This is a genomic window from Pseudarthrobacter woesei, from assembly GCF_055412745.1.
This window is the reverse complement of the sequence record NZ_JBVAYU010000018.1, coordinates 21,836-46,088: the sequence shown is the minus strand read 5'-3', so window position 1 is coordinate 46,088 and position 24,253 is coordinate 21,836. Positions and strand designations below refer to the sequence as shown.

The following is a 24,253-nucleotide window of genomic DNA, read 5'->3' as shown; positions in this document are numbered from 1 at the left end:
GCCAACTCTTGCTGATCCACATCAGTCGCCATGGGATCCAGTGTTTCGCTCATAATCGGTCCTCCCCGCCAGGCACGGCCTGGCGTGTCAGGCCAACCACGGATCCACCGTTATTCAGACACTCCCCAGCCCTCGGTCAGCGTTTCAACTGACGTTGGCCAGCTGGTGCCGCGCTCGGGGCGAGGCACTGATCGTTGGCACCGTGCTGTGGCATCGGCTGGTGGCGCCGCCGGGGTGCCGTTGTTTTCGTGTGGCTCTGTTGGTCCGCGGTCAGCGTCTGAAGAGGCGCTGCCCGGTCATGCAGGGGTAGTCCGATCGGATTGTGAATGGTTTGAAGGGAGGTGACGTCGTGTTGGAGAGTTTAGAGGCTGAGCTTGCCGTGCGCGTGCCCGGGAGCCCGGCAACGGGCGCGGGCAGGACCCGGATGCAGCCGCGGTTGAACTTTTCCAGCAGGATCAAGTGTTTCAGGGCAAAGAAGCGCCGCACCCTGTCGATGCGGGTGCGGCAGTTGGGGGAGGCCGCGGGTGGGAAGAATGGGGTGTGGACAGTGTCCACACTTTGGGTCCCGGACTCGGTCTTACCGGTGCCGGACTGGGCCGGATTCCGTATGTTTCGGCGGGAGTCCAGTGTTTGCAAGGACTGGAACCCGGTTCGAGTCCCACCTCGGGCAAGTGTTTTCCCTGTTCAGGGGCTTGTGGGTGTTCGTGTGGACAGTGTCCACACTCTCGCCTCTGATCTGGTGCTCCGGGTGTGTGGGGTCCCGGAACGGCCTATTCGGTTGTATTGGGGAGCGGCCGGCTACGGCAGACCGGGTACCGCCTCGTGGGGACTCTTCTGGGAGTTCATCCTCGTTCTCTCTTCCCTTGGCTTTTCGCGTTCACCAGTTCATGGTGCCTCGGGCCGCGGACAACATGACTTGCTGATTATTCTTTAGGTCGACCGAGGTTTGCGGCCGGTCAGGAATTTCTGCTCTGGTATCTGTTCATGCAGGAATGCGGGGGAACGGCATGACATGGCCACTGATCCGGAGCTGATCATGAGCTCCCTGAGCTCCCTGAGCCCGGCCCAGCCGGTAGGCGGGGCCGGCTGCTTCGAGGGCGAGTCGGGAATGATGAGCTCCGTCGCTACCTTAAGATCCATGCCATCAACGTGACACAGGCTGCGGAGCCCGTAGCCGTAATTCCTTAGAACAGCGGCCAGGGCACCGCCGACATCTCACCGCTCGGAGCCGGAAACCGCCCTGCCAAGAGCAACCGGGCGCAGCGCGCGGCGAGCGATGCGATTTCTTCGGCACTGAGCAAGTCCGCCAGGTTTCGGCCCAGCCCACCGTACAGTCCTTCGCTGACACGATCGATGCCGTCTCGTTCCTCGGCGGTCAGAGTGTCTCCCAGCCATCCCCACAGCACCGTGCGCAGCTTGTGGTCACGGTGAAAGGTGAGCCCATGGTCCACACCGTGCCGGTGTCCGCCCGTCATGGCAAGAATGTGGTCGCCTTTGCGGTCGGCGTTGTTGACGATGATGTCGAACACCGCCATGCGTCTGAGCGCTGGCGAGTCTTCGTGAACGAGGGCGACCATCCGTCCGTTCTCATCTCGTCCCTCGAGAACCTGTTTCCAGCCCGTCTCCGGCACGTGGTCCGTCGCGACCAGGTTCACGGCGCTTTGGGCGGGGTCTTGCTCCTGCCAGAGCTGCACCATTCCTTCGCCCATCGGACCATCGCGCAGCCAGGTGTGTGGCACGACGTCCCAGCCGAAGGCCTGCGAGACCAGGTAGGCGGCCACCTCCCGGTGAGCCAGGGTGCCGTGGGGAAAATCCCACAGCGGACTTTCGCCTGCTATCGGCTTATAGACGACCACCACGTCGCCGATGCTGCCCAAAAATGTAGCGTTTGAAGCCGTCGTGATGCGGCCGGTGAGCGTCAGCCCGGCGGTCACTAGGTCCGGCGCTGGCATCAGGCCTCGGGAAGGGTGCAGATGTGCCCGCCGGCATCTATGGGGTAACCGCAGAGCGGGCACGTCGGACGCCCGGCGCCCACGATCTCACGGGTGCGCTTGGCGAATGCGCGGGCGGTGCCGACCGGCAATCGCACCAGCAGCATTTCGGGCTCGTTAGCGCCGTCCTTATCAAGCGATTCGTCGTTGTCATCAGCATCGGCATCGGTGATGGGGTAGGCCTCTATTACGACCTGGGCCGTGGTTGGGTCCCAACCTAAGCTCATGGCGCCGGTGCGAAACTGCTCCTGGACGGCCTCGAGCTGGTCATTGTCGACAAGTTCAATGGGAGTACTCGTGGGAACGCTGAAGGGGTTGCCCTCGACGGTGATGAGCTGGTCGAGGATTTCGTCGATCTTCTCCGCGAGCAGAGCCGACTGCTGCTTCTCCAGGGCAATACTCACGATCTGCGTCCCTGCGCGCACCTGCAGGTAGAACGTGCGCGCCCCCGGAAGGCCAATGGTGCCAACGACAACCCGATCAGGCCAGGCAAACTCATGAACACGTGTAGGCATGTCAGTATTTTAGGCACATGAGGTTCATGGCGCCTTTTGCCCTGCACCGCCGCCCACCGGCGCGTCGCCAGAGTGGATGCCGTTCGACAGCCACGACAGATCACCCGCGTCGGTGTTGGTCGCGTAGACGCTCGGCCGACTCGCGCCGTAGCGCACGATCGATACGGAGGCGGGGCCCACGTTAATACGCTGGAACAGGTCAAGGTGCATGCCGAGCGCGTCGGCGAGGATTGACTTGATGATGTCACCGTGACTCACCGCCACCCACACGGCCCCTGGCCCGTACTCGGCTTCGAAGGCTGCATCGTGGCGTCGAATCGCGGCCACCGACCGGGCCTGCATCGCGGCCATGGATTCACCGCCGGGAAAGACGACGGCGGACGGTTGCGACTGCACAACCGGCCACAAATCCTCGGTCGCGAGATCACTGAGCATGCGGCCCTGCCACCGGCCGTAATCGCACTCGGTGAGATCGAGGTCGACCGGCGCGTACGGCGTGCCAGCCTGGCGATCGAGGATGAGCTGGGCGGTCTGCTGACAACGCTCAAGAGGGCTCGACACCACCCCGACCACGGACACGGCCGCGAGCCGGTCTCCGGTCAGAGCCGCCTGGTCGCGCCCGATCTGGTCCAGGCTGACGCCGACGGCCCGACCGGCCAGCAGCCCGGTGGCATTGGCTGTGGTGCGGCCGTGCCGCACGAGAATAACTGTCGCCATCCACCCAGCCTAACCACCCGGTCGATGGCAGTGTGAACCGTACCGGGTCGCGCGTCGAACAGGCAGATAACGCAGTGGCGGAACCCTTCAAACACACCGACACACTCAAAGCCGCCCAGACGGACTCGGCACGCATTGACCAACTTATGGCCGACGCAGCAAAACCGGAAGAACCGGCACAGCCAGAACCCCGGCCGAAATCGACCCCCGCATGGAGGACGTCCTGTACCCGCTCCGCGTCGGATCCAGTAGTTCCCGCCCTCTAAGCGCGGGTCAGGCGCCATTGGTTGTGATGGACCACACCGACCCCGCGCTGTGCGCCCAGAACCAGGTCGCGGCCTGGGGTGGCTGTGCGTATTGCGGGGCGATCGAAGCCGCCGCAGCGCGACTGCGTCCTGGCGCTCTCCCGCGGCGGGCGTTACACGCTCGACAACATCGCCCCGGCCTGTGGCTCCTGGAATGCCACAGAAAGTGCAACGAGGAAGTCACCGGCTGGCTGCGGCGCAAGCGGCTCGACGAGCGAGTCTTCCTGCTGCGCCACCCTGAGATCAACGCGATGCTCGCACTGCAGTTCGGCTCGGGCAACCCAGAAGTCTCCGGTCAGAGATTGAAAGGTGCGGAGGGCGGGGCAACGGGGATCGGCCGGAGGCCGCACCCTCCGACTGCACTTGCGGCCGCGGAGCGAGCGGCGTATCACACTAAGATTCCCATTCCGAGTTGTTCGCGCAGCCGGTTCAGCAGAATGAGGACCACTTCGATGAGGCTGACTGGGATATTAGTGTCATCGACAATGGACATGAACCTGCGTGTTCCAGAAGGCGGTGGCCGCCGTCCGGGTGAGCTTACTGCCAAGGCGCACACCTCCAAGTCGGCGCGTCTTGGTCCAGTTGCGGGTTCGGGCGTCCAGCGTCACCGGCACAAGCAAGAAATTAGCGCGGGCATGGACTTTGTTATGAGCCTCGACGCCGGGCTGCCGAAGCGCCTTGAGGATGCCTGAGTTCTCGCCTCGAATACGACGACATCATGGCCTTGCCAGGTCTTCTTACCTCCGCGGTAGCTCAGTCCATGCCCGTTCTCCGATCAGTGTCGGGGAACATTCAGGCGGGGGCCGGTCAGCTCCGGCCCTGATTGAAGGCTCGTCCCCGTCTGCGGCCTCGTTCGTTGCCACACAGTATCCTTGTCTGCAAAGCCCTGGGGCAACGCTTGGGCAGGCTCATTGGGTCCTCCAACGCGTTATTCTGGGCCGCCCAAATCGATATGGGGCCTCAGAAATTCCACCAATGTGCGGGACGACGGATTGACCATGGGGAGGTGGCGATGAGCTCCTTGGCTTTCGAAGGCGAAGGAATGCCGGCCCCCAGGCAGGGGTTGTGGGTTTCGGGCACCAATTCCTGCGGCCACCCGACCGCGATTCACCACAGACTTCTTGTTTGCTTTCTGAGGGGACATTTTATGGACCTGCAAGACCGTTCAATTCTGTTCACTGGGGCCGGGGGCGGCATTGATGCGGCGCCGGCGTTGGGGCCGGCCGCACGTTCGGCCAGACTCACCCTGCTGGGCCGACGGCGCGGTCCCCCGGACGAGGTTGCCGCAGCGGTGTGGGGACGCGGCTGCCAGGCGCACGTGGTGGCCCCGGATCGGACCGGGCCCGGCGCCCCCGCCGTGGCCGGCATGGAACAGGACGCCTTGACGGTCGTCCGGGGAGGCGCGACCCGGACCTCGATGATCACCTTGAACCGTGCGGACCCAGCTGCAGTGGACCGGACGCTTTTGGCGCGCAAAGGCGCCCTGGAGGAAGCCGTTGCCGGCTATTCCAGCCTCTGCCACCCCTTGTCCGCGGAGACCCTCGCTGCCGGAGACCCCGCCGTGACCGGACCCCGTCCGTGAGGGGGCAATGGCGGTGGCCGGCCCTTGCGATGTTCGCCGCCGGTTACGGGGCGAACCAGTTCGTTCCCCTGCTCGCGCTCTACCGCCGCACCCTCGCCCTCTCGGACGCGGATGCGGCCGCCGTGTTCGGCGTCTACGCCCTGGGCCTGATCCCGGGTCTGATCTTTGGCGGAAGGATCAGCGACAGACGGGGACGGCGTCCGGTGTTGCTGGCCTGCACCGCATTGTCGCTGCTGGCTACCGCCGTCCTGATCACCGGGCAGTGGGGTATGGCCGGGCTGTACGCAGGCAGGCTGCTGACCGGGTTGGTCTCCGGAACGGTCTTCACGGCCGGCACCGCCTGGGTAAAGGAGCTCTCCGGGGACGAACGTGCCGGTGCCGGTGCACGCCGGGCGGCGCTGGCACTGACAGCAGGGTTCGGTATCGGCCCGCTCGGTGCCGGTCCCTTGGCGCAGTGGGGGCCGGCACCGCAGGTCCTGCCCTACATTGTGCACCTGGCCCTGGCCGGTAGTGCACTGCTGATGCTCCCGCGCGCCCGGGAGACGGTACCAGGTGCCAGGAAATCAGATCCTCCGGCTCCTTTGCTGCCGACATCGGCCTCCTCGGCCAGGTTCCGCCTGGTGGTTGTGCCGCTTGGGCCGTGGGTTTTCGGCAGCGTCACACTGGCCTTCACCACCCTTCCGGGGAACGGAACCGGACCCACGGGTGTACTCGGCGTGGCTTTCCCCGGGCTGCTCGCCGCCGGTGCCCTCGCCGCGGGCTTGGTCTCCCAGCCTCTGGGCCGGCGCATGCACGAGGCCGGGGCGGCCCGCGGTAGCACCGCCGCCGCGGTAACAGGCCTTGGCATGGTGGCTGCGGGCTGCGCCGCGGCAGCGTACGCCACAGCTTTCCCCGGGATTGCCACCGCGGCCACGGCGGCCCTAATTCTTGGGGCGGGCTATGGAATATGCCTTATTGTCGGGCTGCGGGAGGTCGAGGAAATCGCCGCGCCCGGGCAGCTGGGCGCTGTAATCGCCCTGTTCTATAGCCTCGCCTACTCCGGCCTGGCCGTACCGTACCTGCTGGCACTGATAGCCCCAACCACTGGCTACCCCCGGGCCCTGCTCCTCACCGCAGCAGCTGCCACCTTGACCCTGGCCGCCGTATTCTTGACGGGACAGAGAAGTTACCGGGCCCGACCCGAACTGAACAACACCTGACCTCCGGCCTTGCACATACCCGCTGTACCGGCGCCCTGTGACCGAATGGCTGCCCTGATCAAGTCAAACACGCGTCTCACTCACCTGCCACAAACACGCCGGTAACCTGGTCTGGGCGGCGTCTGAGCTGCCGCGGAGATCTCGGACAGTGGGCCCTCCTAAGAAGGGGGTCAACCGAAAGTAGAGATCAGCATGACCGCATCACGGAAGCGATTTACCCAGGAGTTCAGGGACGAGCTGTGCCGCGAGGTGATCGCCACGTCCAAGCCGATCAAGGACGTGGCACCCGCGTACGGCGTCGGCCCCGAGACACTCCGCAACTGGCTGGTCAAGTACCGCGAGGCCACCGGCGGGACCGAGGCTGATCTGACGGTGTCGGAACGGGCCCGGCTGAAGGAACTCGAGCGTGAAGTTCAAAAGTTGCGGGCGGAGACGGCCTTCCTAAAAAGGCCAGCGCATACTTCGCGCGGGAGCAGCGGTAGTGGGCACGCACGAATTCATCGATTCCCACAAAGCTGAGCCCGCCAATCTGAATTCGGTGGTGAAAATGTGCCGCTGGTTGGCTGTCTCGACGTCCGGTTTCTATCACTGGGCCACCCGCCCGCAATCGGCCACGGCGGCCCGCCGCGGGGCCTTGACAGCACGGATCCAGCACTTCTTCGAGGAGTCCGAGGGCACCTACGGGTACCGGCGAATCCACGCCGATCGCGCGGCGGAACAGACCGAGTGCTCACCCGAACTGGTGCGGCAGATCATGCGCCACCAGGGCCCGGTGGCCTGTCAACCACGGCCGTTCCGCATCACCACAGACCTCCCCGGCGAGCGCGTCTACCGGACCGTTTACGCGACCAAATCACAATCTCGAAGCGGCGTCATTCGCTACAACGAGGGGTTTTACAACAGCCGGCGCCGTTACTCCGCGCTCGGTTACCGGCGGCCCAACGAAGTCCACTGTGGTTATCAACCGCCAGCCTTGGCAGCGTAGAAGAATCCACTAATTCCGCTGTCCGAAATTGCCGCAGCAGCACAGAGCGCTGGATCGCTTTGGAGGGTTAGCCCGGCGCGTTTGGTGCCGGGCGGGGATCAGCCCGGGTGGTAAGCGGCAGATTGCCGTTGCTGTGGGCCGCCCAAGACCACGTGCTGCTGTAGGGCGGGGTGTCCACGCGCCATTGTCCCGTGGCAGGGCCACGGGAAAGAAATCCTCGTGGCCACCAACTGGCCCACAGGCTCCGCGACGGATCCCTCACAGCCGTGCCGGCATCCCGAGGCCTTTCCTGCTCATTACGCCCCAGTCCTTGCGGCCCCGGGTATAACGCCAAAGTCCCAGGAGCCGCCAGAAGACAGTGAGCTGGCGATAGCCAACACCCTCCACGACACTCCAGAGCAGCAGCAACAGCAGGTCGCGCCACCGCTTGTAGCGCCGGTATGTCAATTCCTCCAGCGCGATGACTGCCACGTTCAACAGCACACCCCAGCCATAGGCCACCGCCAGAAACAACGCGCCGAACGTCACATCGACCGCTCCGAGGACCAACCCCAGCGGCACGGCGACCAACCCCAGCGCCTCAACGACCGGACCCAGCAGCTCCACCACCACGTAGTAGGGATAGACCACCAGCCCCAGGGCCCGGTACCGGGGATTGAACAGTACGCCCCGGTGCCGGCGCAGCACGTCGGTCAGACCCCGGTGCCAACGGTCCCGCTGCCGTCCGAGCACACGCCAGGACTCCGGGACCTCGGTCCAAGCCACCGGGTCGGGAACGAAATCCACCCGGCTCGCGGTCCCGCGGTCTTGGCCCTGGCGCCGCAAGTCGGCAATGAGCTCCATGTCCTCCCCGACCGTGTCATGGACGTAGCCACCCACCTCCATCACGGATTCCCGCCGAAACAGACCGAAGGCGCCCGAAATGATCAGGTTTCCACCGAGGTTATTCCAGCCCAGCCTTCCGAACAGGAACGAGCGGAGGTATTCCACGGTTTGGCAGCCTGCGAGCAGACCCTGGGGAACCCGCGCGTCAAGGACGCGCCCGTGGGCAACCCTCGAACCATTGGCAACGCGGATGGTACCGCCGGCGGCCACTACGTTCTCATCGGTCAGGAAGGGCCGGACAATCCGCAGCAACGCGTCCGGTTCGATGAGAGTGTCGGCGTCGATGGCGCAGACAAGCTCGCCGGTTGCGCAGTTGAGGCCCGCGTTGAGGGCATCGGCCTTCCCGCCGTTCTCCTTGTCCACAACCAGCAGTTGGGGGTGAATCTTCGACCGATAGAGGCCGCGGACGGGTTGGGACTGCACCTGATTGCGGAAGATCGGGTGGATTGGATATAGGTCGAACGTGCGGATCAGCACTTCAAGGGTCGAGTCTGCGGAGCCGTCGTTGATGAGCACCACTTCCAGCGACGGGTACTGCAGCATCATCAGCGCGTGGACACTCTCAGCCACGTTGGCTTCTTCGTTGTAGGCGGGCGCAAGCGCACTGATGGTCGGTGTCACAGCGGATCCGAGCAGGCCAACCCGGTCCTCTTGCCATACCCGCTGCCGATGCCGGCGCATCGCCGTCGTCGCGCTGACCAATAGCGCCGTTTGGCAACCGTTGACCACAATAAAATAGGCAAACACGGCCCAGGCGAAACCTGCCAGGACCGCTGTGACGGCGTCGTAGATCATCTGCGCTCCTGGCCCTCTAGGGCCAATACTGTCGGTTCGGCCGGGCGCGCCGCGCCCTGGCTCGGGCTGGTGCGGTCCAGTACCTGCCGGGCCATGTCCTGAGCGAACCGGTCCGGGCTTTGGAGGGCGCGCTGAAGATACAGCTGACCTGGGCCACCGAGCCGGTCGAGGGCAAGGCCGGCCGCGCGGCGGACTTCCCAGGCAGGATCGCCCAGCCTTTCGGCGAGCAGCGGGGAGCTTGGCCAGTGCCCGAGTCCGCCCAGCCCGGCCGCCGCGGTGGCCCGTACCAGGGCCGCCGGGTCAGCAAGCAACCCTTCGAGTCCCTCGACGCTGTCGGGCCCGCCGCCGGAGGCGATCACCTGGGCGACGGCGGCCCGAACCGCGGGATCACTGTGGTGCCTGTGCGCCAGCGCCGGTGCAGCCAGGGCGGAGTTGTGCACGCGGGACGCGACGACGAGGGCGGTGGCCAACGAAGCCGGGGCCGCGTGGGCCAAATGGCCGATAATGGCCGGTACGGCGTGGCGGCCCATCCGGATCAGGGCGCCCTGGGCGGCCAGCCGGCAGGCGAGGGCCTCGTCGCTGAGCATCCGGACCAGCGTGGTGGCGACTTGCGGGCTCGGGTGGTTGGCCGCCCAGGCGGCCGCGGAGCTTCGTACTTCCGGGCGGGGGTCATCTAGCAACCGGGGGACGGTGTCCTGGCCGGCGCCCAAAATGAGGAGCAGCCGGACGCCTTTGAGGCGGCGGGGCCAAAGCATGCTGGTGCACCAGCGCGCGGAGCGCTCGGCGAGTTCCCGGTACTCGGGCAGCTCCGCAAGCCGTGCCCGGCCCACCTCGTCGATGCTGCGCGTTGCTTCGGCCACGGCTTCGATCGCCTTGTCCAGTGGAAGCCTCGGTAGGGCCGGACGCTCCGGGTCTCCGCTCAGGACCCGAGCCAAGATATGCATGCTAACCCGCATCCCGGGCCGCAGTCTCGCGGCGCGAACCTGCTGGAACACCGCATGGCCGAAAATGAGGCTTAGTCCGGCACCCAGGATCGCGAACTCGGCGAACCAGACACCGGTGAGTATGTCGTACAGCTGAATGTCAGTCTCCCAGTGCCCGGCGCACGCGCTGCATTAGCACGGGCACGCTGAAGGGTTTGGCTACGTGGTCGAAGGCTCCTAGTTCCATGGCATTGACGATCTCCGTCTCGCTGGAGTGGGCGGTCAGCATGATCACGCGGGTGGCCACGAGGTTCTCCGCCATGGCCATCTGCCGCAGCACGCCGAACCCGTTGAGTGCGGGCAGATCGACATCGAGCAAGACCACGCGCGATCGCAGGGCGGCCGGGCTGCCCGCCAGTTCAGCGGCAGCGGCCTGCCCGTCGCTAAAGAGCCGGAACTGGTAACCGCGCGTAGTCAAGGCATGCCCGAGGAGCTCCGCGAGCAGAGGATCGTCTTCAACGACCACCACGTCCACATCGAAATCGGCGGCGACATTTCCCGCGGACGGCCTGGCAGCATGGTCAACAGCTTGCGCATCCACTGTCCGATCAGCCAGCGCGGTTGCACGGAGCACCCGCGTGCGTTCCAGCCGGTTCAGGACCCGCCCCGCAAGGTCGCTACCAGCGAACGGCCTGGCCACGACATCGTCGGCGCCGGCGTCGTAGAAGGCGGCCACGGCGGGTGCGTCGTCGTATGCCGATAAGAGGAGCACAGGCAGGCCGGCCCACCGGGCGTCGCTGCGGAGTACCCGGCATAATTCAGCTCCGCCAGCCCCGGGCAAACTGGTTCCAAGGATGACCAGGTCCGGTTGCGTCTGCTCCAGCAGCTCCCAAAACTGGGCCGGGTCCTCCAGTCCCACCGCGCGCAGCCCCGCGTTCTGCAGCGCGGCGCGCACTGAGGACAGGCTCGCGGTTAGGTGGTCAAGGACCAGCACTGTGCATTCGGGCGCCTTGGTGGGTGTAAGCAGGTCCTGCACCGCGCTGAAGAGCTCCTCGGGGGACGCCTCGGTGCTGAGGAATCCTCGGGCCCCCGCGCGCGCCGCCGAGACTCTGTCGCAGGGTCCATGCGGCGGCGTCAGGGCCAGTGAGGGAACAGGAGGATCCAGCGCGGCCAGACGGGCTATGAGAGCGACCCCGCCGACGCCCCCGCTGAGGTCGATGAGCGCGGCGTCGGGCCGTGGCCCCTCCTGCGGTAGCCAGCCGTGCGCACCGATGCCCAGGGACTGAAAACCACAGTGGATCGCGGCAGCGGCCAGCTGTTCCCGGCGCTGACGGCCGGTTGCAGCGATGGCCACGAGCGGCCCGGCGGGTAAGCCCTCCCGTGCGGGGACACCTGCAGAGCGGCCGGCCGATGATGGCGGCGCTGGCTCTAAGGGTCGGGTCGCGGCACCTTCCGCGGCGGGCGGCGCCGGGTCCCGGCTGAGGTCACGCCGGAGCGCTACCACTTCATCGGCCGCGACAAGTGTCCGGTCCAGCGGAACAGGGTACGTACCCGCGAGAATCCCCTCCAGCTCGCGGGCCGCCTCGGAGGCGCGCCGGAAGCCGAAGGTGCCGGCGGCACCGGCCAATCTGTGGGCGTCGCGTTCGGCGGCGCTGCGATCCTCCGGGGACAGCCTCGCCTCTATCATGGCCAGCACCGCGTCCTCGAGCACGGCCACGCGGCCCATGACCTCGTCGCGGTTGCTGTTCCAGATGGCCCGGATCGCTGCCGTCGGATCAATCTTGCCGGTCGTTGGTGCTCCGCCGTTCATGACTCCCAGCCCAGGATGCCCGCAATCTGGTCACAGAGCGCCATGGGGTCGAACGGTTTCGAGAGCATACCGGCGACCCCAATCGACGCGAACCGGCTCCGATCGGCCGCCTGCGTTTTGGCCGTCAGGAGGATGACCGGCACGTCGCGCGTTGCAGGCTGCTCCTGCAGCAGAGCGAAGGTGGCCGGCCCATCAAGTCCGGGCATCATGACGTCCAGCACGATCGCATCGGGCGGACTGGTGCGCGCCTTCTCGAGGCCTTCCAGCCCGGAGGCGGCGGTTTCGACGTCGTATCCCCCCACCATTTCGAGTACGGTGCGGGCCACTTCCCGGATGCCCTCGTCGTCGTCAATCAACAAGATGCGCCGCGGGTTATCCATGGGTCTGCTCCTCAGTATTAACGGCCAGAAGGCCTAGCAGGTCCACCACGTGCCGTTCAAACTCATCCGGGTTGACGCGTCCTTTGGTGAAGAACCCGGTCTTTCCAAGTCGCAGCCGTTTTCGGTCCGCCTCGCTGAGGTCACGGGCGCTGTAGACGGCCAATGGCACACTGCGGAGCCGGGAGTCCCGGCGAAGCTGCGCCACCACGGCGAAACCATCCTGGTCCGGCAGCTGCAGGTCAAGCACCACCAGGTCCGGGACTATGTGGGCGCACAGCGCCAGCGCCTGCCGGGCGGTGGATGCGTGGTGGACATCAATGCCGAGCTGCCTGAATCCCTCCGTCAGGACGGCGGCAAGGCCTTCGTCATCCTCAACTAGCAGCAACGTCGGTCCGGCGTTGCGCTTTCCGAGGGCCTCGCCAACCGCCGCCAACAGACCATCCATGTCCAACGGCGCGTCGGAACACGTTAGGCCTTCAGATTCAGCCAGGATTTTGTCTCCGTCGAAGCTCAGGAAGACCACCGGGATGTCCCGGGTATCGGGATTGTCGCGCAGGCCGACGGCGGCCTCCCAATTGGCAACAGCGAGGTTCCTCTGTTCAAGCAGGATGACTGCGGGACGGTGCTGGAGTGAGGCGTCTAATAGCGCGGTACTGCTAACCACCTCTATGGGTTCATAACCATGCGGCAGCAGCATCTCCGCTATTCGGACACGTACCGAGGCGTCTTCGCTGCAGATGACGACTTTGGGTCCGCCGGGCGCCCCGGCTTCCACGTTCAGGCCCGCCGCGTTGGCTGCGGGCAGCGTCAAGGTGAGGGTTGCCCCGCCGGCTGGCCCGCTTTCGGCCCATATGCGCCCGCCGTGCTGTTCCGCGATGGTCCGACAGATGGCCAGGCCTAGGCCCGTGCCGCCCTTCTCCCGGGCATCGGAACCATCCACCTGCTGGAACCGGTCGAAAATCCGTTCCAGATCTTCAGCCGGAATGCCGCGGCCCTGGTCCCGGACTTGGATCGAAAGCCCGGCTGCGTCCGAACGGACCAGCAGGAGGACCTCTGCGCCGGCGGGCGAGAACTTGATTGCATTGCTGAGCAGGTTGGTCATGGTCTGTTCGATCCGATCGGGGTCGACCGAGTGCACAGCAGGCCGGGCGTCGAGCGTCAAGCGTACCCCGGCACCGTCGGCCATGGACCGCATTACCTCCATGGACCGCTCGGCCAGGACGGCGACGTCGCATGCCTGCAACTCAAGGGCGACCTCGCCGGAGTTAAGCCGCTCGATATCCAGGATGTCATTGATCAGACGCACAAGGCGGTCCGTGTTGTGGGCAGCGATATCCACCATCTGCTGTCCTCTGGGGTTCAATTCGCCCAGGAGGCCGGCCCGCAGCAACCCCAGTGCCCCGTGGATGGAAGTCAGGGGAGTGCGCAGTTCATGTCCCACCACGGAGATGAATTCGTCCTTCACCCGTTCCGCGGCGTGCCGTTCACTGACATCGCGGATCGTGCAACTGAACACGCGTTGCGCTCCGTCATCCGTGGTCCAGGCGGTTACTTCAGCCGGAAATTCACGCCCCGAGCGGTGCTGCATGGGATGTTCAAAACGTTCCGTGAGCTTTCCCGCGTCCTCAGATCCACGGTGCTGCCCGAGCAGCCGCTCAAGGGGCTTCCGGTCTTCATGCCCCAGAACCAACCGGACCAGCGGCCGGCCGATCGCCTCAGCCCGAGGCCACCCGAACGTTTCTTCGGCCTGGACATTCCACTCGCTTACCAGTCCTTCCGAGTTGAATTGCACGTAGGCCTCGCCAGCGGACGCCAGGATCCGCCTGGTCAGTTCCTGGCTTTGCTGAACCGCCGCGAGTGCCGCATGCTGCTCGGTGATGTCCAGTAGGGTACCGACGATGACGCGCGGAGCGCCGGGCTCCTGGATGATTTCGCCCCTGCTGTGGACCACCATCTGGGTACCGTCGGCGCGGTTAGAGCGGCACACGAAGTCAAGGGTGCCGACTCCGGCTGCCACCCGCGCGCAAATTTCGGTGACGCGTTCCTGATCATCCGGATGCAGGGTCTTGAGCCAGGTGTCCGCAGTCTCATCACCGCTGCAGGGCTCCATTCCGTACAGCCGGTAGAGACCGCGCGACCATTTGACGGAATCCTTGTCGGGATCCCATTCCCAGCTCCCCATTCGGGCAACCGTCTCGGCGATGGAAAGTCGGCTCTCGCTGAGCCGCAGATTGCGCTCCTGCTCGAGCTGCGGCCGGAGGTCCCGCATTATTTCCGAAACGAAGTAGCCTTCCGGGAAGTCCGCGTCGTGGTGCAGATGGGACTCGACCTCTACGGGAATGGAACCCCCGGCAGGGGACAGCAACGACCGTGCCCCCTGCCACCGGCCGGCCGTGAGGAGGGCCGGCATGTCCTCAGCCTGGATTCGTTCCAGCTCTTCGGCCGCGAACATGTCCTGGATGGTGTACGAGTGGATATCCTCGTCCGCGCGGATGCCAAGCATGGTGCGCCCGCTGCTGTTCATCCATTCCACCTGGCCATCGGATCTGCCCACCACAATGAGGTTCGGGCTGGCTTCAACCACGGAGACCAGCCGGTCGCGTTCGGCCCGCGCCTGAAGGTGCTTAGCGTCCAGGGCGCGGCGTTCCCGCAGGTCGTGGATGGTGATAACGGTGCCGCGGTATTCCCCGGCGCTCACCCAGGGCCGGGAGGCGAACTCGACGGGCAGCGGCTCCTGGTCCAGGCCCCCGAAGGAGATGCATCCGCCAGCCGAATCCGCGTGGCCGATGGCGGCACATAATTCACACTCGTCCGTGCTGACCCCTGTGCTGGCCCCTGCAATGGCGCGGCCTTCCGTTGGACGGTGCCGCAGTGCATGGTGGTGATCCTGTCCCAGCAGGGCGTCCGCCCGGTCCGCACCGATCAGCTCGCACAGTGTCTTGTTGACGAATGAGATTCGGCCGTCCTCATCGACGCCGTAGATCCCGGTTCCCACCGCGTCGAGCACATGCCGGGCGTTCTCGCTGGCCGTTTCGGCAAGCCGCCGGGAGAGAGGGCCGGCCGCGGTCGCCAAAAGTGTGAGGCCGCCGTGGACGAATGCCTCGCGGAAACGCGAAAACGACTTGAGGATACGGGTCATGCGTGGATTATGTCAGACATCTCCGAAGCGAATTTGCACCCTGCGATAAACCCTTCCCAAAAACTTCGGATATTGGGTTCAACTCCGTACGCAACGAACTGGAACCTGGTGGGGATGGTGGCGCAGGAAGCGGCCGAGGACCATGCGTAAGACCACGGAACCGGCGGCGAAAAACCGCTGCGATAAGGGGGACAAAGGCAACGCCGAGAATGTCGACGGTAAGACCGCCGAGGGCTGCGCCCAGTGCGATGCCGAGCTGGATGGCGACGACGGAGGCCCTGGTAACGGTGTGGGGGGCCTCGTGGCCAACGACGAGGCCCTTCGCCATGTACGGGGCTTTCCCCCGCTCGGACTACTACGGCACTTCCGCCCCACCGTGCCGCCATCAACGGACAACGCATTAGCCCGGTACCTGCCGTCCCTGGATGAGACGACAAGCCCGGAGCCGCACGGCGGTTCCGGCGAATGCGGCCTCCAGCGGATACAGCGACAATGCAAGCGCCTGGGCAGTCGCCCTGATGGACGTTACGACCGCCACCCGTGGCTGAGCGATGTCGTCATTACGGGTATGCCCCGCACACCCAACAGTGTCGAATGGATTGAATCGCTCCTTGAGAGCCTCGCCGACTCCCCGCTGACGGAGAACGGGCGGCTAAGCGCAGCGCTGATGCTGCAGGGGACTGTGCGGAACTATGCGGCCATGATGCGTAGCATGCCCGACGGCACCGAAGCCAACGCCTCCTTCATCGCCCTGCTCCCGGCACGTGGTGCAGGCGCCTACCCCCGCCTGACCGCCGAGCCGCAGCGGGAGAGAGACTCCGTTTCCGATGAATTCCGCTTCGCGCTCGACACGACAATCAGGGGACTGACTGACTGACTGACTGACAGACTTACGCACCGGCGCAGCCTCCCGTGCGATGAACCAGCCATGGGCCCGGTCTGTGGGGATGATCGTTCGCGTCCGGCACTCTGGCGGATCGTGCCAGACTCGGCGGATGCCTGTCATCCAGCTTCCCAACGCGCCCCCGTCGTCCATCGAGAAGAAGCGGCAACTGCTTGCCGCCCTCACGGCCACCTGTGCGCAGGTGATGGGCATCTGCCCGGACACCATTCGGGTAATCCTGCAGGAGGTGCCGCGTGAGGGCCGGTCCGGCGCCGGAGCATCGTGGCCGAGTCCGGCCAGGACGAAACAGTGTTGGCCAATGGCTGGGCCTTTCAGGGATCTGACCGTAGACTCTGGCCCATGCTCGACCATGGGGGTAAAGGACGGATGCGCCGGACAGCTGCATTGCTGGCAGGCTTGTTGCTGGTCGCGGTCCTATCCGGCTGCGCATACCAGGATGCGAGCGGTCCAACCGGGCCACTTAGTCCGCCGCCGGCCGCGGCACCGGCTGCCGATCGGGCACTGTTGGATCTGGAGACGAGCAACCTCGCCGAGTTGAAGCAGCGACTCGGCGTCGCTCCGGGGACGTTGCTCCTAGAGGACTCGGTCGCCGTCGGCGGCCCCGCGGTGGGGTTCCGAAAGAACGCAATGGTGAAGGCTGCCGGCGCTTACATGCTCACGGCAGCGTGCGTCGGCGCTCCCGACGTCCGGCTGGGCCTCAACCAGGACCCGCAGTCAGGGGCGGCGCCCCTGCAGCTCATCGTGGTCTGCTCCCAGGTCACCTCGCAGCTCGTCCAGCTGCAGGCAGGCTACGTCTCAGCTGCACTGCTGCAGTTCAATCCGGGATCAGACCCGTGGACCGGTGCCGTGGCAGGCGTGAGTATCACGGCCAAAAACTGAACCATCCGCATCGGTGGTCCCGCTGCGAGCCCGAGCTCCAGGGCCGTGAAGTGTCCTTGGTGGGCCGGATAGACTCTGTGCAATGAATTACTACCTGAGTGAGGTGGCTGATGAGGTTTAGGGGCTGGAACCCACTCGTGCTGTTGCCCCTTGGGTTTTTGGTGGTCTTCGTCGTACTGGCCGCCAGGGCTGCACACAGGGCTCGGAAGCGGAACCACCGGGACTAGCCGACGGCAGGGGCGACTGAGTTCAGCTGCGCGGTCAGCCAGCCGAGTTGCTGTCCGATACCCAGTCCCAGTCGCGGCCTGCAGTTCGCCTTTGTCTGTGCCGAGTGCAACAATTCTCCAACCCTCGCTCCGTCGTTCAGCTCAGCGAAGCCCGGCAGCCACCTGCCCACAGCGATCCGGGGAGCGCGCCGCATCCTGGAGAGCAATTTAGATAGCGCCGCCGCTTGGCGTCGCGCGCCAGACGTTCTTCCCCCAGAGGCCTGGCCATGCGGACGAGCACATATGTACCCAGACCCATGAGAACGACGGCTGTCGCCATCGAGCACCAGAATCCCACTTGGTTCCGAAGCGACGGTGTTCGGTTGCGCAGGAATTCTTAAGAAGGTCAGGAGGCCGCAGGCTCAGCGGCCAAGCACGGTGGAGAGCCGATGCCTGCCAGGGATGTTTAGGGCAGACTGGTGGCGTGAACGGAATCCGGTGGGTGCTGCACGTCGATCTCGACCAGTTCATCGCGGCGGTCGAAGTGCTCCGGCGGCCGGAGCTTGCGGGCAGGCCGATCATCGTCGGCGGCCGGGGCGACCCCACGGAACGGGCTGTGGTGTCGACCGCATCCTACGAAGCCAGGGCGTTCGGCGTGGGTTCCGGCATGCCCTTGCGCATTGCGGCCCGGAAAGCGCCCGATGCTGTTATCCTGCCCGTCGATCAGGAGGCCTACCTCGCTGCGTCTGACACGGTGATGGCTACCCTGCGCGCGCAGCCCGGTGCCACCGTCCAGGTGCTGGGTTGGGATGAAGCCTTTTTAGGCATTAAGACAGAGAATCCGGAAGCCTACGCCCGGCAGGTGCAGGCCGCTGTCCTGGAGCGAACGCAGCTGCATTGCAGCGTGGGCATCGGCGACACCCTGGTCCGGGCCAAGGTCGCCACCGGTTTCGGCAAGCCGGCCGGTGTCTTCCGTCTCACTGCCGGGAACTGGCTCGATGTCATGGGCAGCCGGCCCACCAAGGATCTGTGGGGCGTCGGAACCAAGGTGTCGGGCCGGCTGGCCAAACTCGGCATCAGCACAGTCGCCGAGCTCGCCGCGTCCGACCCCCAAGACCTGGTCCCGGAGTTCGGCCCCAGAATGGGTCCCTGGTACGCGGAGCTCGGACGCGGGGACGGTGCCAGCATTGTCGACGACACCCCGTGGGTTGCCCGCGGGCATAGCCGGGAGACCACCTTCCAGCGCGACCTGACCGAGCCGGCCCAGGTGGACGACGCCGTAAGGGAGCTGACAGCGCGCGTCCTTGAGGAGGTTGTGGCCGAAGGACGGCCCGTGGTTGGGCTGACCCTCAAGGTTCGGTACGCGCCGTTCTTCACCAAGACCCACGCGAGGAAGATCCCCGGGACTTTCGACCGGAAGGAAATCCTTGCGCGGGCCCTGGACCTCGCAGCCGGAATTGAAGCGGGCCGTCCCATCCGGCTCCTAGGCCTGCGGGCCGAAATGGCAATGCCCGACGATGCCCGAAAGGGACATACGCCGACGCGTGGCGGTTGGTGACGGCGTCGTTCCCATCCTTACCAGCGCGGATGAACCGCTTCGCGGATGTAACGGTCGTAGATGTCCGGCGCGCGCCCATGGCACGCCCGCTGACGACGTCGTATATCGCTCCCGTCGCGGCGTTTGCCCTAGCCCGCGCCGCGGAATGGGCACCGGGGATGACCGTGGAGACGCTGTCCTGCGCGATCACCCACGTGCGCAAAGACGGTTGGGAAGACACACGCCCATCGAATATGAAACAACCAGCCGGACCGAGCCCACACAGGCCTAAGACCCCGAGTCAACAAAAAGCCGGCAGCCCCATGTGCTCACCACCCGGCTGTGCCCGGGCCACCCTTGAACGGACCAGCGATCCGTGTGGTGATCCAACCGCCGTAGAAGTCACCATCCTGGAAGGTCACCTGCTCGCCGTTGACCTCGCAGGAGTCCATGGGACCCGGGTACAGGGCCACCCTGGTACTGAGCGCCTCGAAACCCCGGGTGGGTTCCGGGTAGATCCACCCGCCACGGGGAACGACGACTCCGCCGGCAACGACGTCGAAGTAGTGCGCTTCTCCCTTGAACTCGCAGAAACTGGTGCCCTCGACCGGGACGAGTACACCGGCAGGGAAAGAGTCCAAGGGCAAGTAGTAGACAGGCGGATGACTCGTCTCTAAGACGCGCACTGTATCGGTGGTGTCGGCAATCACCTGCCCGCCAAGTCGCACGATAACCCGTTCGGATCGCGGCTCGACCCTTGGCGGCCGCGGGTAGTCCCACACCGATTCTTGACCGGCCTTGGGTTTGATGGGCTGGGGACGCCGGAAGAAGCCGGAGGAACCGTGATCAGGAGTCATGTCCCCATGTTGCCATGTTCGGCTGGGAGGCCATTGTGAACGCCGGGTGAGGGCCACTTGCAGCATGCCAGCGGATATACGGGCGCTGGGCTTACATCCGAGTCTCGGTTCACCAGCCTACTCAGAGGCCGCGGCGCCCCACCCACAGCCCATGCAGCAGCGGAACCACCGACACGATCATCAGCACACTGCCGAGTACCGTGTCGTTCGCTCGGACCACGGAACCTGCGATGAGCAGGGCGCCGAATACCAGTGCCGATGCCGATCGCTGCGCCGTGCGGTCAAGCCGTGCCACCTGCCGTTCGAGGCGCGGGTTAGCCACCGACAGTGAACCGTCCTCGATTCGGGTGACAAGCCCATCAAGGCGTTTCGGCAGACGCAAAGCGACCCCGGCGGCCTCGAGCGCTTTTTGAGTCACGTCCTGCACGATGTTGCCGCGCTCGTCGCGCAGCAGCTGCGCTGCATAGGGCTCGACCGAGTCCCACAGATTGAATCGGGCGTCCAGCGAGCTGCACACACCCGATGTCAGAGACATCGCACGGATGATGAGCAGGAAGTTCTCCGGCACCTGGAACGGCAACGAGCGAACGAGGTCGCCGAACTCCACCGCAAAATCAAGGAACTCCCGCGGGTCCACCTCGCGAAGCTCTGCGAAGCCCATCCCGCCAAACCGGGCGAAGAGGTGCTTCATCGCCCGCTCAAGCTCGGCTGTGTCGGCCGACGGTACGAGCACACCGACGTCGCTGATCGCGGTCACCAGGCCCTTACCGTCACGCGAGGCGGCCGCGATTAGCAGCTTCCGCAGGCCGCTGCGAGTACTGGGCGGAACCTCGCCCATCATGCCGAAGTCGATGAACGTCAGCTTCCATGGGCGCTCTGCGGATGAATCGGTATTCGGAGTGACAAACATATTGCCGGGGTGCGGATCGGCGTGGAAAAAGCCGTTCGTGAACATCTGGTCGAACATGACCGACGCGAAAACCGGGGCAACCTGCGCCGGATCGATGCCCGCCGCCAGAAGCGCCTCCGAGTCCGTGATTTTGATCGCCGTGACATCTTCGAGGGTGAGCACGCGGCGGGTGCTCCGCTCCCATACGACGTCAGGCACAGTCACCCTGTCGTCGTCGGCGAAATCAGCGGCAAAGCGCTCTAGGTTCGCCGCTTCATGGAGGTAATCGATCTCCTCGAGACTGGTCTGCGCAAACTCCTCGACCAGCGCGGGCATGTCAGCACGATCGGACACGAGGCGCACGTGGCTGAGCCAGCCGCCCACTTTGCGTAACGCGGCCAGGTCGACGTCGACAATCGCGTCGATGCCCGGTCGCTGCACCTTCAACACCACGTTGTCGAGACCTGTGTATGCGGCATCGGTGCTAAGAAGTTGTGCCCGGTGCGCCTGCCCGAGGGATGCGGCGGCGACTGGCGTCTCCTCGACCGAGGCGAACACCTGGTCCAGTGGTGCACCCAGCTCCGCCTCGGCAAGTGCACGGATTGCGGGGAACGGGACGGGGGGCGCCTCGTCCTGTAGCCCTTCCAGTTCAGCGGTGATCTCCGGCGGGAGCACATCGAGCCTGGACGACAGGAACTGACCAACCTTGATCATCAGACCGCCAAGGTCCACCGCGAGCACACGGAAGCGCTGCGCGAAGCGCCGCATCCTCTTGGTCCGGGTGCGTTCAGCAATCCTGGCCAGCCCGATGCGAGGGAGGAACAGCTCAAACCACCACGTCACCGCGAGATGCCACGCGGCGAAGCGCAGGATGCGACGGTAACGGGCTCGGGTGTTCCCGGCGCCGGGTACCGGATCTGCCCGGTCCCGGCGAACCGACGCCACCCTCGTCAGTCCTGGGCGAGGATCGAGTACAGCCGACGACGTGCCTCGTCGAGCACCGTCACGGCCTCCTGGACCTGCTTCGGCGAGCCTGTGCGACCCACCTGGGAGGCGGCCTGCGCGAGCTCGACGCCGGCCTTGGGCAGCGCCGTGAACCCTGTGCCGGATGTTTGACCCGTTGACTCCCATGGCGCTGACGCATCGGCACCCGCTACATCTTCCCGGCCTGCTTCGGTCAGCGAGTAGATCTTGCGGCCGTTGGATTCCTCGGCACTGATGAACCCCTCATCGGCCAGCAGTTGCAGCGTTGGGTAGACGGAGCCGGCACTCGGCTTCCAGCTGCCACCGCTGCGCTCCTCGATTTCACGGATGATCTGGTAGCCGTGCATCGGCCGCTCCGCGAGCAGGGCCAGTATCGCTGACCGCACTTCGCCTCGGCCCGCGCGGGTGCCCGAGCGCTTCTCAAACCTTGAGCGCAACTCCTCGACGGCCTGCCACATGCCGTCGATGTTGTTGGCGCCAAATCCGCCCGTCGGGTATGAATTACGCATGATGCTCTCCTCCGTGAGTCGCGAACGATAGTCAACGATAGTTAACGATACATCCCGATACGCAGAAAACCAACGGTGCGAGAGGCTGTCGGAGCGGGGGAACCACGCACGAGGTTCACGCCGATGCCGTCGACCGCGAGGAGTTCGTACACAAGCGGGAGTAGCCGCACCTACCGCACGCCGTAACGTTGAAATCGGAGAATCGCGAACCCATCGCCATGACGTTCATCGACTCCAGTATGCGCGTTGTCCCGCACCTCGGCGCTCGACTGGTGCCGTCGGTCGGCGTCCAGCCGTTCTTGCCGGAACGCGTGATTCAAGGCGGACCGGAATCGATACCACTCAGCGGGATGTAGCCGCTGTGGCCGGGTGGCTTCTTCTCTTGGATGGGGAGGTGGGTTTCCTGCTCCGTCATGGTCGGGAGTGGGCGAGCCGGGCGAGCGCCATGGAAAGCGACATCCCCGTACTGGCAGCGGGGAGCGCGGTCAGTAGGGCGGCCGCGACGTGAGTGTCCACCATCAATTCCTGCGCGTGCCCGCACGTCCAGTTGGACCGCCGCCAGCTGACTCGGCAGCCACCCCGGATTACTCTCCGTGTCTCCCGACGTCCACGGCAGCACCCGTGGAGATTCCACTCAGGGTGTCGATGTAATCCAGTGTTTTGGGACTGACATGCCGCACGGCCGCCAGGGCATCCCGGAGAACGGCCCTCTTGTCGTGGTCACCGAGCATGCCTCGGAGTTCCATGACTGTTTCGATGCCCTGACGCTCGAACACGCACGCCATATCTTCTACCTGGGCTAGACGGCCAGGCGAGGGCCAGCTGATAACTTCTGAGAGCTTCCCCGTATCGAGGTGCCGGCGGAATCCGCTGGTCGTGGCTGCATCCGGCCATGCCGCAATCAGAGCGAGAATGCGCGGCTGGACGGTCGCGTGGTAGTTCTGCCGGCGCTGCAACGTGGCATCGACAATGATGGCCCCGATGTGGTCCCAACTACGGCCGGCTTCGGTCGAGGCGTCTATGCCCTGTGGGTCCATTGGCGCCGGGAGGTTGGCTGCATCATTGTCAGTAGTCATAGGTCAATACTTCCATGTGCCGGCAGGCAGCGTGTGGCGGCGTCAGGCGAGGTCGGAAGTTTCCCGCGTGGGACCCTTTTGTGCTGGGCCGAAGCTCTGTGCTTGGTGTCCCCATGCGCACTCGGGGCGCTGCCAAAGTATTGAATCTAAACACCAAGAACGGCAGACCCGTGGCAGCCTCGACGCCGTGCTCCCGGGACGTAGAGCATTCCCCCGGGATGAAGCGGGTTGAGAATCGTCATGGAGTACGGGCTCCCGGTCGCCAGCCATTCAAGGTACACGCAGGAGTCGACATCGACGACCCGGGGAACATGGCCGTCCGCTGTCGCTTCGACTCGGAAGAAGTGCCTCTTCCCGCGAGCAGGCCAGACGAGAGGCACAACCCCTCGACGCGTGTGAACCATCATTCTCAGACTTCAAGACCGGTCCCACTCAAACTGCCACAATCAGGAGCAGGCCCACCGGGTCGGCAGGGTCATGGATCGATCCGCCGACGTTTACCGGGCAGGTATCAGGGACGGAACCCGTCGGACCTCTTCGGTTATGAGGTTTTGGGCCGCGCGCGCACGTGCATCCGCTCGCCCTGCTGTCCAAACAGACTGAGGAACTCGACGGGTCTGCCGTCGGCACTGGCGAACCAGTGCGGTGTGTGGGTGTCGAATTCCGCGGCTTCGCCAGGGCGAAGGTCAAAGTCCTTGTCGCCCAGCACCAGACGCAGCCGTCCGTTGAGGATGTAAAGCCATTCGTAGCCTTCGTGAACGCGCGGCTCGGGTTCCGCCCCGCGGGAATCACCGGTGAGTACCATCTTGAAGGCCTGCAGTCCGCCTGGGCGGCGCGTGAGAGGAACAGCCGTCATGCCGCCATGGGTGATGGGCTGCAGGTGAATTCTCGGGTCCCCGGTGGGCGGCGCGCCGACCAGGTCATCGAGGGGAACACCGTACAACCTCGCGAGGGGCAGCAGAATTTCGAGGTTTGGCCTGCGTTGGCCGGATTCAAGGCGCGACAGGGTGCTAACCGATACTCCGGAGGCGGAGGACACATCTCCGAGGGTGAGGTTCCGTTCCGTACGGAGTGCCCGAAGCCGGGGGCCGACCGCCCCGAGAACATCGTCAAGCTCAGTTGTCATACCCCACAGTTTGCCATAATGGCAATCAAGTTTGTCAATTCTCGCTTATGCGATGAAAGC

20 protein-coding genes and 1 pseudogene are annotated in these 24,253 nt (G+C 65.2%); 8 read left to right on the top strand and 13 right to left on the bottom strand.

Annotated features, from left to right (window positions below; all coding sequences use genetic code 11):
* Positions 1-1,184 precede the first annotated feature (1,184 nt).
* Genes ACZYZE_RS17875 through ACZYZE_RS17865 form a run of 3 tightly spaced genes read right to left on the bottom strand, consistent with a single transcriptional unit; the run spans position 1,185 to position 3,223 of the window.
* The gene (locus ACZYZE_RS17875; RefSeq protein ID WP_459320427.1) at positions 1,185-1,952 is read right to left on the bottom strand and encodes an SCO1664 family protein; all 768 of its coding nucleotides are present in this window, start codon (positions 1,950-1,952) and stop codon (positions 1,185-1,187) included.
* Positions 1,952-2,506 carry a DUF3090 domain-containing protein gene (locus tag ACZYZE_RS17870; RefSeq protein ID WP_459320426.1) on the bottom strand — a complete coding sequence of 185 codons (555 nt, stop codon included), beginning with the start codon at positions 2,504-2,506 and terminating at the stop codon, positions 1,952-1,954. The genes ACZYZE_RS17875 and ACZYZE_RS17870 overlap by 1 nt, the downstream gene beginning before the upstream one ends.
* Positions 2,507-2,530: 24 nt before the next feature.
* Entirely contained in the window at positions 2,531-3,223 is a 693-nt protein-coding gene (locus tag ACZYZE_RS17865; protein ID WP_459320425.1) for a histidine phosphatase family protein, read from the bottom strand.
* Positions 3,224-4,013: 790 nt separating this feature from the next.
* Here ACZYZE_RS17865 and ACZYZE_RS17860 point away from each other — a divergent pair.
* The 4 genes and pseudogenes from ACZYZE_RS17860 to ACZYZE_RS17845 all read left to right on the top strand — a co-directional run bounded on the left by ACZYZE_RS17860 (position 4,014) and on the right by ACZYZE_RS17845 (position 7,294).
* Positions 4,014-4,220 (top strand): hypothetical protein, encoded by a 207-nt coding sequence (locus ACZYZE_RS17860; protein ID WP_459320424.1) that lies wholly within the window; start codon positions 4,014-4,016, stop codon positions 4,218-4,220.
* A 455-nt stretch (positions 4,221-4,675) separates the two neighbouring features.
* On the top strand, positions 4,676-5,110 hold the full coding sequence (locus ACZYZE_RS17855) for an SDR family oxidoreductase (RefSeq protein ID WP_463909339.1): 435 nt from the start codon (positions 4,676-4,678) through the stop codon (positions 5,108-5,110).
* A 29-nt stretch (positions 5,111-5,139) separates the two neighbouring features.
* Positions 5,140-6,309 carry an MFS transporter gene (locus tag ACZYZE_RS17850; RefSeq protein ID WP_463909337.1) on the top strand — a complete coding sequence of 390 codons (1,170 nt, stop codon included), beginning with the start codon at positions 5,140-5,142 and terminating at the stop codon, positions 6,307-6,309.
* A gap of 192 nt (positions 6,310-6,501) precedes the next feature.
* A pseudogene (locus ACZYZE_RS17845) lies at positions 6,502-7,294 on the top strand (transposase).
* 258 nt (positions 7,295-7,552) lie between these two features.
* Here ACZYZE_RS17845 and ACZYZE_RS17840 read toward each other — a convergent pair.
* The 5 genes from ACZYZE_RS17840 to ACZYZE_RS17820 form a co-directional block, all read right to left on the bottom strand.
* Entirely contained in the window at positions 7,553-8,974 is a 1,422-nt protein-coding gene (locus ACZYZE_RS17840; RefSeq protein ID WP_459320098.1) for a glycosyltransferase family 2 protein, read from the bottom strand.
* Positions 8,971-9,918 (bottom strand): HEAT repeat domain-containing protein, encoded by a 948-nt coding sequence (locus ACZYZE_RS17835; RefSeq protein ID WP_463909335.1) that lies wholly within the window; start codon positions 9,916-9,918, stop codon positions 8,971-8,973. Before ACZYZE_RS17835 ends, ACZYZE_RS17840 begins: the two co-directional genes overlap by 4 nt.
* Before the next feature lie 139 nt (positions 9,919-10,057).
* On the bottom strand, positions 10,058-11,707 hold the full coding sequence (locus ACZYZE_RS17830) for a response regulator (RefSeq protein WP_463909333.1): 1,650 nt from the start codon (positions 11,705-11,707) through the stop codon (positions 10,058-10,060).
* Positions 11,704-12,087, bottom strand: a complete 384-nt coding sequence (locus ACZYZE_RS17825; protein WP_459320101.1) for a response regulator — start codon at positions 12,085-12,087, stop codon at positions 11,704-11,706. Before ACZYZE_RS17825 ends, ACZYZE_RS17830 begins: the two co-directional genes overlap by 4 nt.
* Positions 12,080-15,226 (bottom strand): PAS domain S-box protein, encoded by a 3,147-nt coding sequence (locus tag ACZYZE_RS17820; RefSeq protein WP_463909331.1) that lies wholly within the window; start codon positions 15,224-15,226, stop codon positions 12,080-12,082. The genes ACZYZE_RS17825 and ACZYZE_RS17820 overlap by 8 nt, the downstream gene beginning before the upstream one ends.
* Before the next feature lie 142 nt (positions 15,227-15,368).
* On the opposite strand from ACZYZE_RS17820, the gene ACZYZE_RS17815 reads away from it, so the two are divergent.
* The 4 genes from ACZYZE_RS17815 to ACZYZE_RS17800 all read left to right on the top strand — a co-directional run bounded on the left by ACZYZE_RS17815 (position 15,369) and on the right by ACZYZE_RS17800 (position 18,773).
* Positions 15,369-16,103: a TetR/AcrR family transcriptional regulator C-terminal domain-containing protein gene (locus ACZYZE_RS17815; RefSeq protein ID WP_463909329.1), complete on the top strand. Its 735-nt coding sequence runs from the start codon at positions 15,369-15,371 to the stop codon at positions 16,101-16,103.
* Between the two features lie 40 nt (positions 16,104-16,143).
* A complete protein-coding gene (locus ACZYZE_RS17810) occupies positions 16,144-16,668 on the top strand; it encodes a tautomerase family protein (RefSeq protein WP_463909327.1) in 525 nt (174 codons plus the stop codon).
* Positions 16,665-17,009 carry a hypothetical protein gene (locus ACZYZE_RS17805; protein WP_463909325.1) on the top strand — a complete coding sequence of 115 codons (345 nt, stop codon included), beginning with the start codon at positions 16,665-16,667 and terminating at the stop codon, positions 17,007-17,009. The genes ACZYZE_RS17810 and ACZYZE_RS17805 overlap by 4 nt, the downstream gene beginning before the upstream one ends.
* A gap of 690 nt (positions 17,010-17,699) precedes the next feature.
* Complete coding sequence (locus ACZYZE_RS17800) at positions 17,700-18,773, top strand: DNA polymerase IV (RefSeq protein ID WP_463909323.1); 1,074 nt, start codon at positions 17,700-17,702, stop codon at positions 18,771-18,773.
* A 308-nt stretch (positions 18,774-19,081) separates the two neighbouring features.
* Here the strand turns inward: ACZYZE_RS17800 and ACZYZE_RS17795 are convergent, their stop codons facing one another.
* The 5 genes from ACZYZE_RS17795 to ACZYZE_RS17775 all read right to left on the bottom strand — a co-directional run bounded on the left by ACZYZE_RS17795 (position 19,082) and on the right by ACZYZE_RS17775 (position 24,193).
* Entirely contained in the window at positions 19,082-19,609 is a 528-nt protein-coding gene (locus ACZYZE_RS17795; protein WP_463909321.1) for a DUF427 domain-containing protein, read from the bottom strand.
* A gap of 121 nt (positions 19,610-19,730) precedes the next feature.
* On the bottom strand, positions 19,731-21,443 hold the full coding sequence (locus ACZYZE_RS17790; protein ID WP_463909320.1) for an ABC1 kinase family protein: 1,713 nt from the start codon (positions 21,441-21,443) through the stop codon (positions 19,731-19,733).
* Between the two features lie 5 nt (positions 21,444-21,448).
* The gene (locus tag ACZYZE_RS17785) at positions 21,449-21,991 is read right to left on the bottom strand and encodes a PadR family transcriptional regulator (RefSeq protein ID WP_459320109.1); all 543 of its coding nucleotides are present in this window, start codon (positions 21,989-21,991) and stop codon (positions 21,449-21,451) included.
* A 584-nt stretch (positions 21,992-22,575) separates the two neighbouring features.
* On the bottom strand, positions 22,576-23,067 hold the full coding sequence (locus ACZYZE_RS17780; protein ID WP_459320111.1) for a hypothetical protein: 492 nt from the start codon (positions 23,065-23,067) through the stop codon (positions 22,576-22,578).
* A 541-nt stretch (positions 23,068-23,608) separates the two neighbouring features.
* Positions 23,609-24,193 carry a helix-turn-helix domain-containing protein gene (locus ACZYZE_RS17775; protein WP_459320112.1) on the bottom strand — a complete coding sequence of 195 codons (585 nt, stop codon included), beginning with the start codon at positions 24,191-24,193 and terminating at the stop codon, positions 23,609-23,611.
* Positions 24,194-24,253 lie beyond the last annotated feature (60 nt).

Coding starts and splice junctions, on each gene's coding strand:
- ACZYZE_RS17785 (WP_459320109.1), bottom strand. CDS start 21,991: ATGCGTAATTCATACCCGACGGGCGGATTTGGCGCCAACAACATCGAC.
- ACZYZE_RS17855 (WP_463909339.1), top strand. CDS start 4,676: ATGGACCTGCAAGACCGTTCAATTCTGTTCACTGGGGCCGGGGGCGGC.
- ACZYZE_RS17820 (WP_463909331.1), bottom strand. CDS start 15,226: ATGACCCGTATCCTCAAGTCGTTTTCGCGTTTCCGCGAGGCATTCGTC.
- ACZYZE_RS17865 (WP_459320425.1), bottom strand. CDS start 3,223: ATGGCGACAGTTATTCTCGTGCGGCACGGCCGCACCACAGCCAATGCC.
- ACZYZE_RS17870 (WP_459320426.1), bottom strand. CDS start 2,506: ATGCCTACACGTGTTCATGAGTTTGCCTGGCCTGATCGGGTTGTCGTT.
- ACZYZE_RS17840 (WP_459320098.1), bottom strand. CDS start 8,974: ATGATCTACGACGCCGTCACAGCGGTCCTGGCAGGTTTCGCCTGGGCC.
- ACZYZE_RS17860 (WP_459320424.1), top strand. CDS start 4,014: ATGGACATGAACCTGCGTGTTCCAGAAGGCGGTGGCCGCCGTCCGGGT.
- ACZYZE_RS17810 (WP_463909327.1), top strand. CDS start 16,144: ATGAACCAGCCATGGGCCCGGTCTGTGGGGATGATCGTTCGCGTCCGG.
- ACZYZE_RS17815 (WP_463909329.1), top strand. CDS start 15,369: ATGCGTAAGACCACGGAACCGGCGGCGAAAAACCGCTGCGATAAGGGG.
- ACZYZE_RS17775 (WP_459320112.1), bottom strand. CDS start 24,193: ATGACAACTGAGCTTGACGATGTTCTCGGGGCGGTCGGCCCCCGGCTT.
- ACZYZE_RS17835 (WP_463909335.1), bottom strand. CDS start 9,918: ATGCATATCTTGGCTCGGGTCCTGAGCGGAGACCCGGAGCGTCCGGCC.
- ACZYZE_RS17795 (WP_463909321.1), bottom strand. CDS start 19,609: ATGACTCCTGATCACGGTTCCTCCGGCTTCTTCCGGCGTCCCCAGCCC.
- ACZYZE_RS17875 (WP_459320427.1), bottom strand. CDS start 1,952: ATGCCAGCGCCGGACCTAGTGACCGCCGGGCTGACGCTCACCGGCCGC.
- ACZYZE_RS17850 (WP_463909337.1), top strand. CDS start 5,140: ATGTTCGCCGCCGGTTACGGGGCGAACCAGTTCGTTCCCCTGCTCGCG.
- ACZYZE_RS17825 (WP_459320101.1), bottom strand. CDS start 12,087: ATGGATAACCCGCGGCGCATCTTGTTGATTGACGACGACGAGGGCATC.
- ACZYZE_RS17780 (WP_459320111.1), bottom strand. CDS start 23,067: ATGACTACTGACAATGATGCAGCCAACCTCCCGGCGCCAATGGACCCA.
- ACZYZE_RS17830 (WP_463909333.1), bottom strand. CDS start 11,707: ATGAACGGCGGAGCACCAACGACCGGCAAGATTGATCCGACGGCAGCG.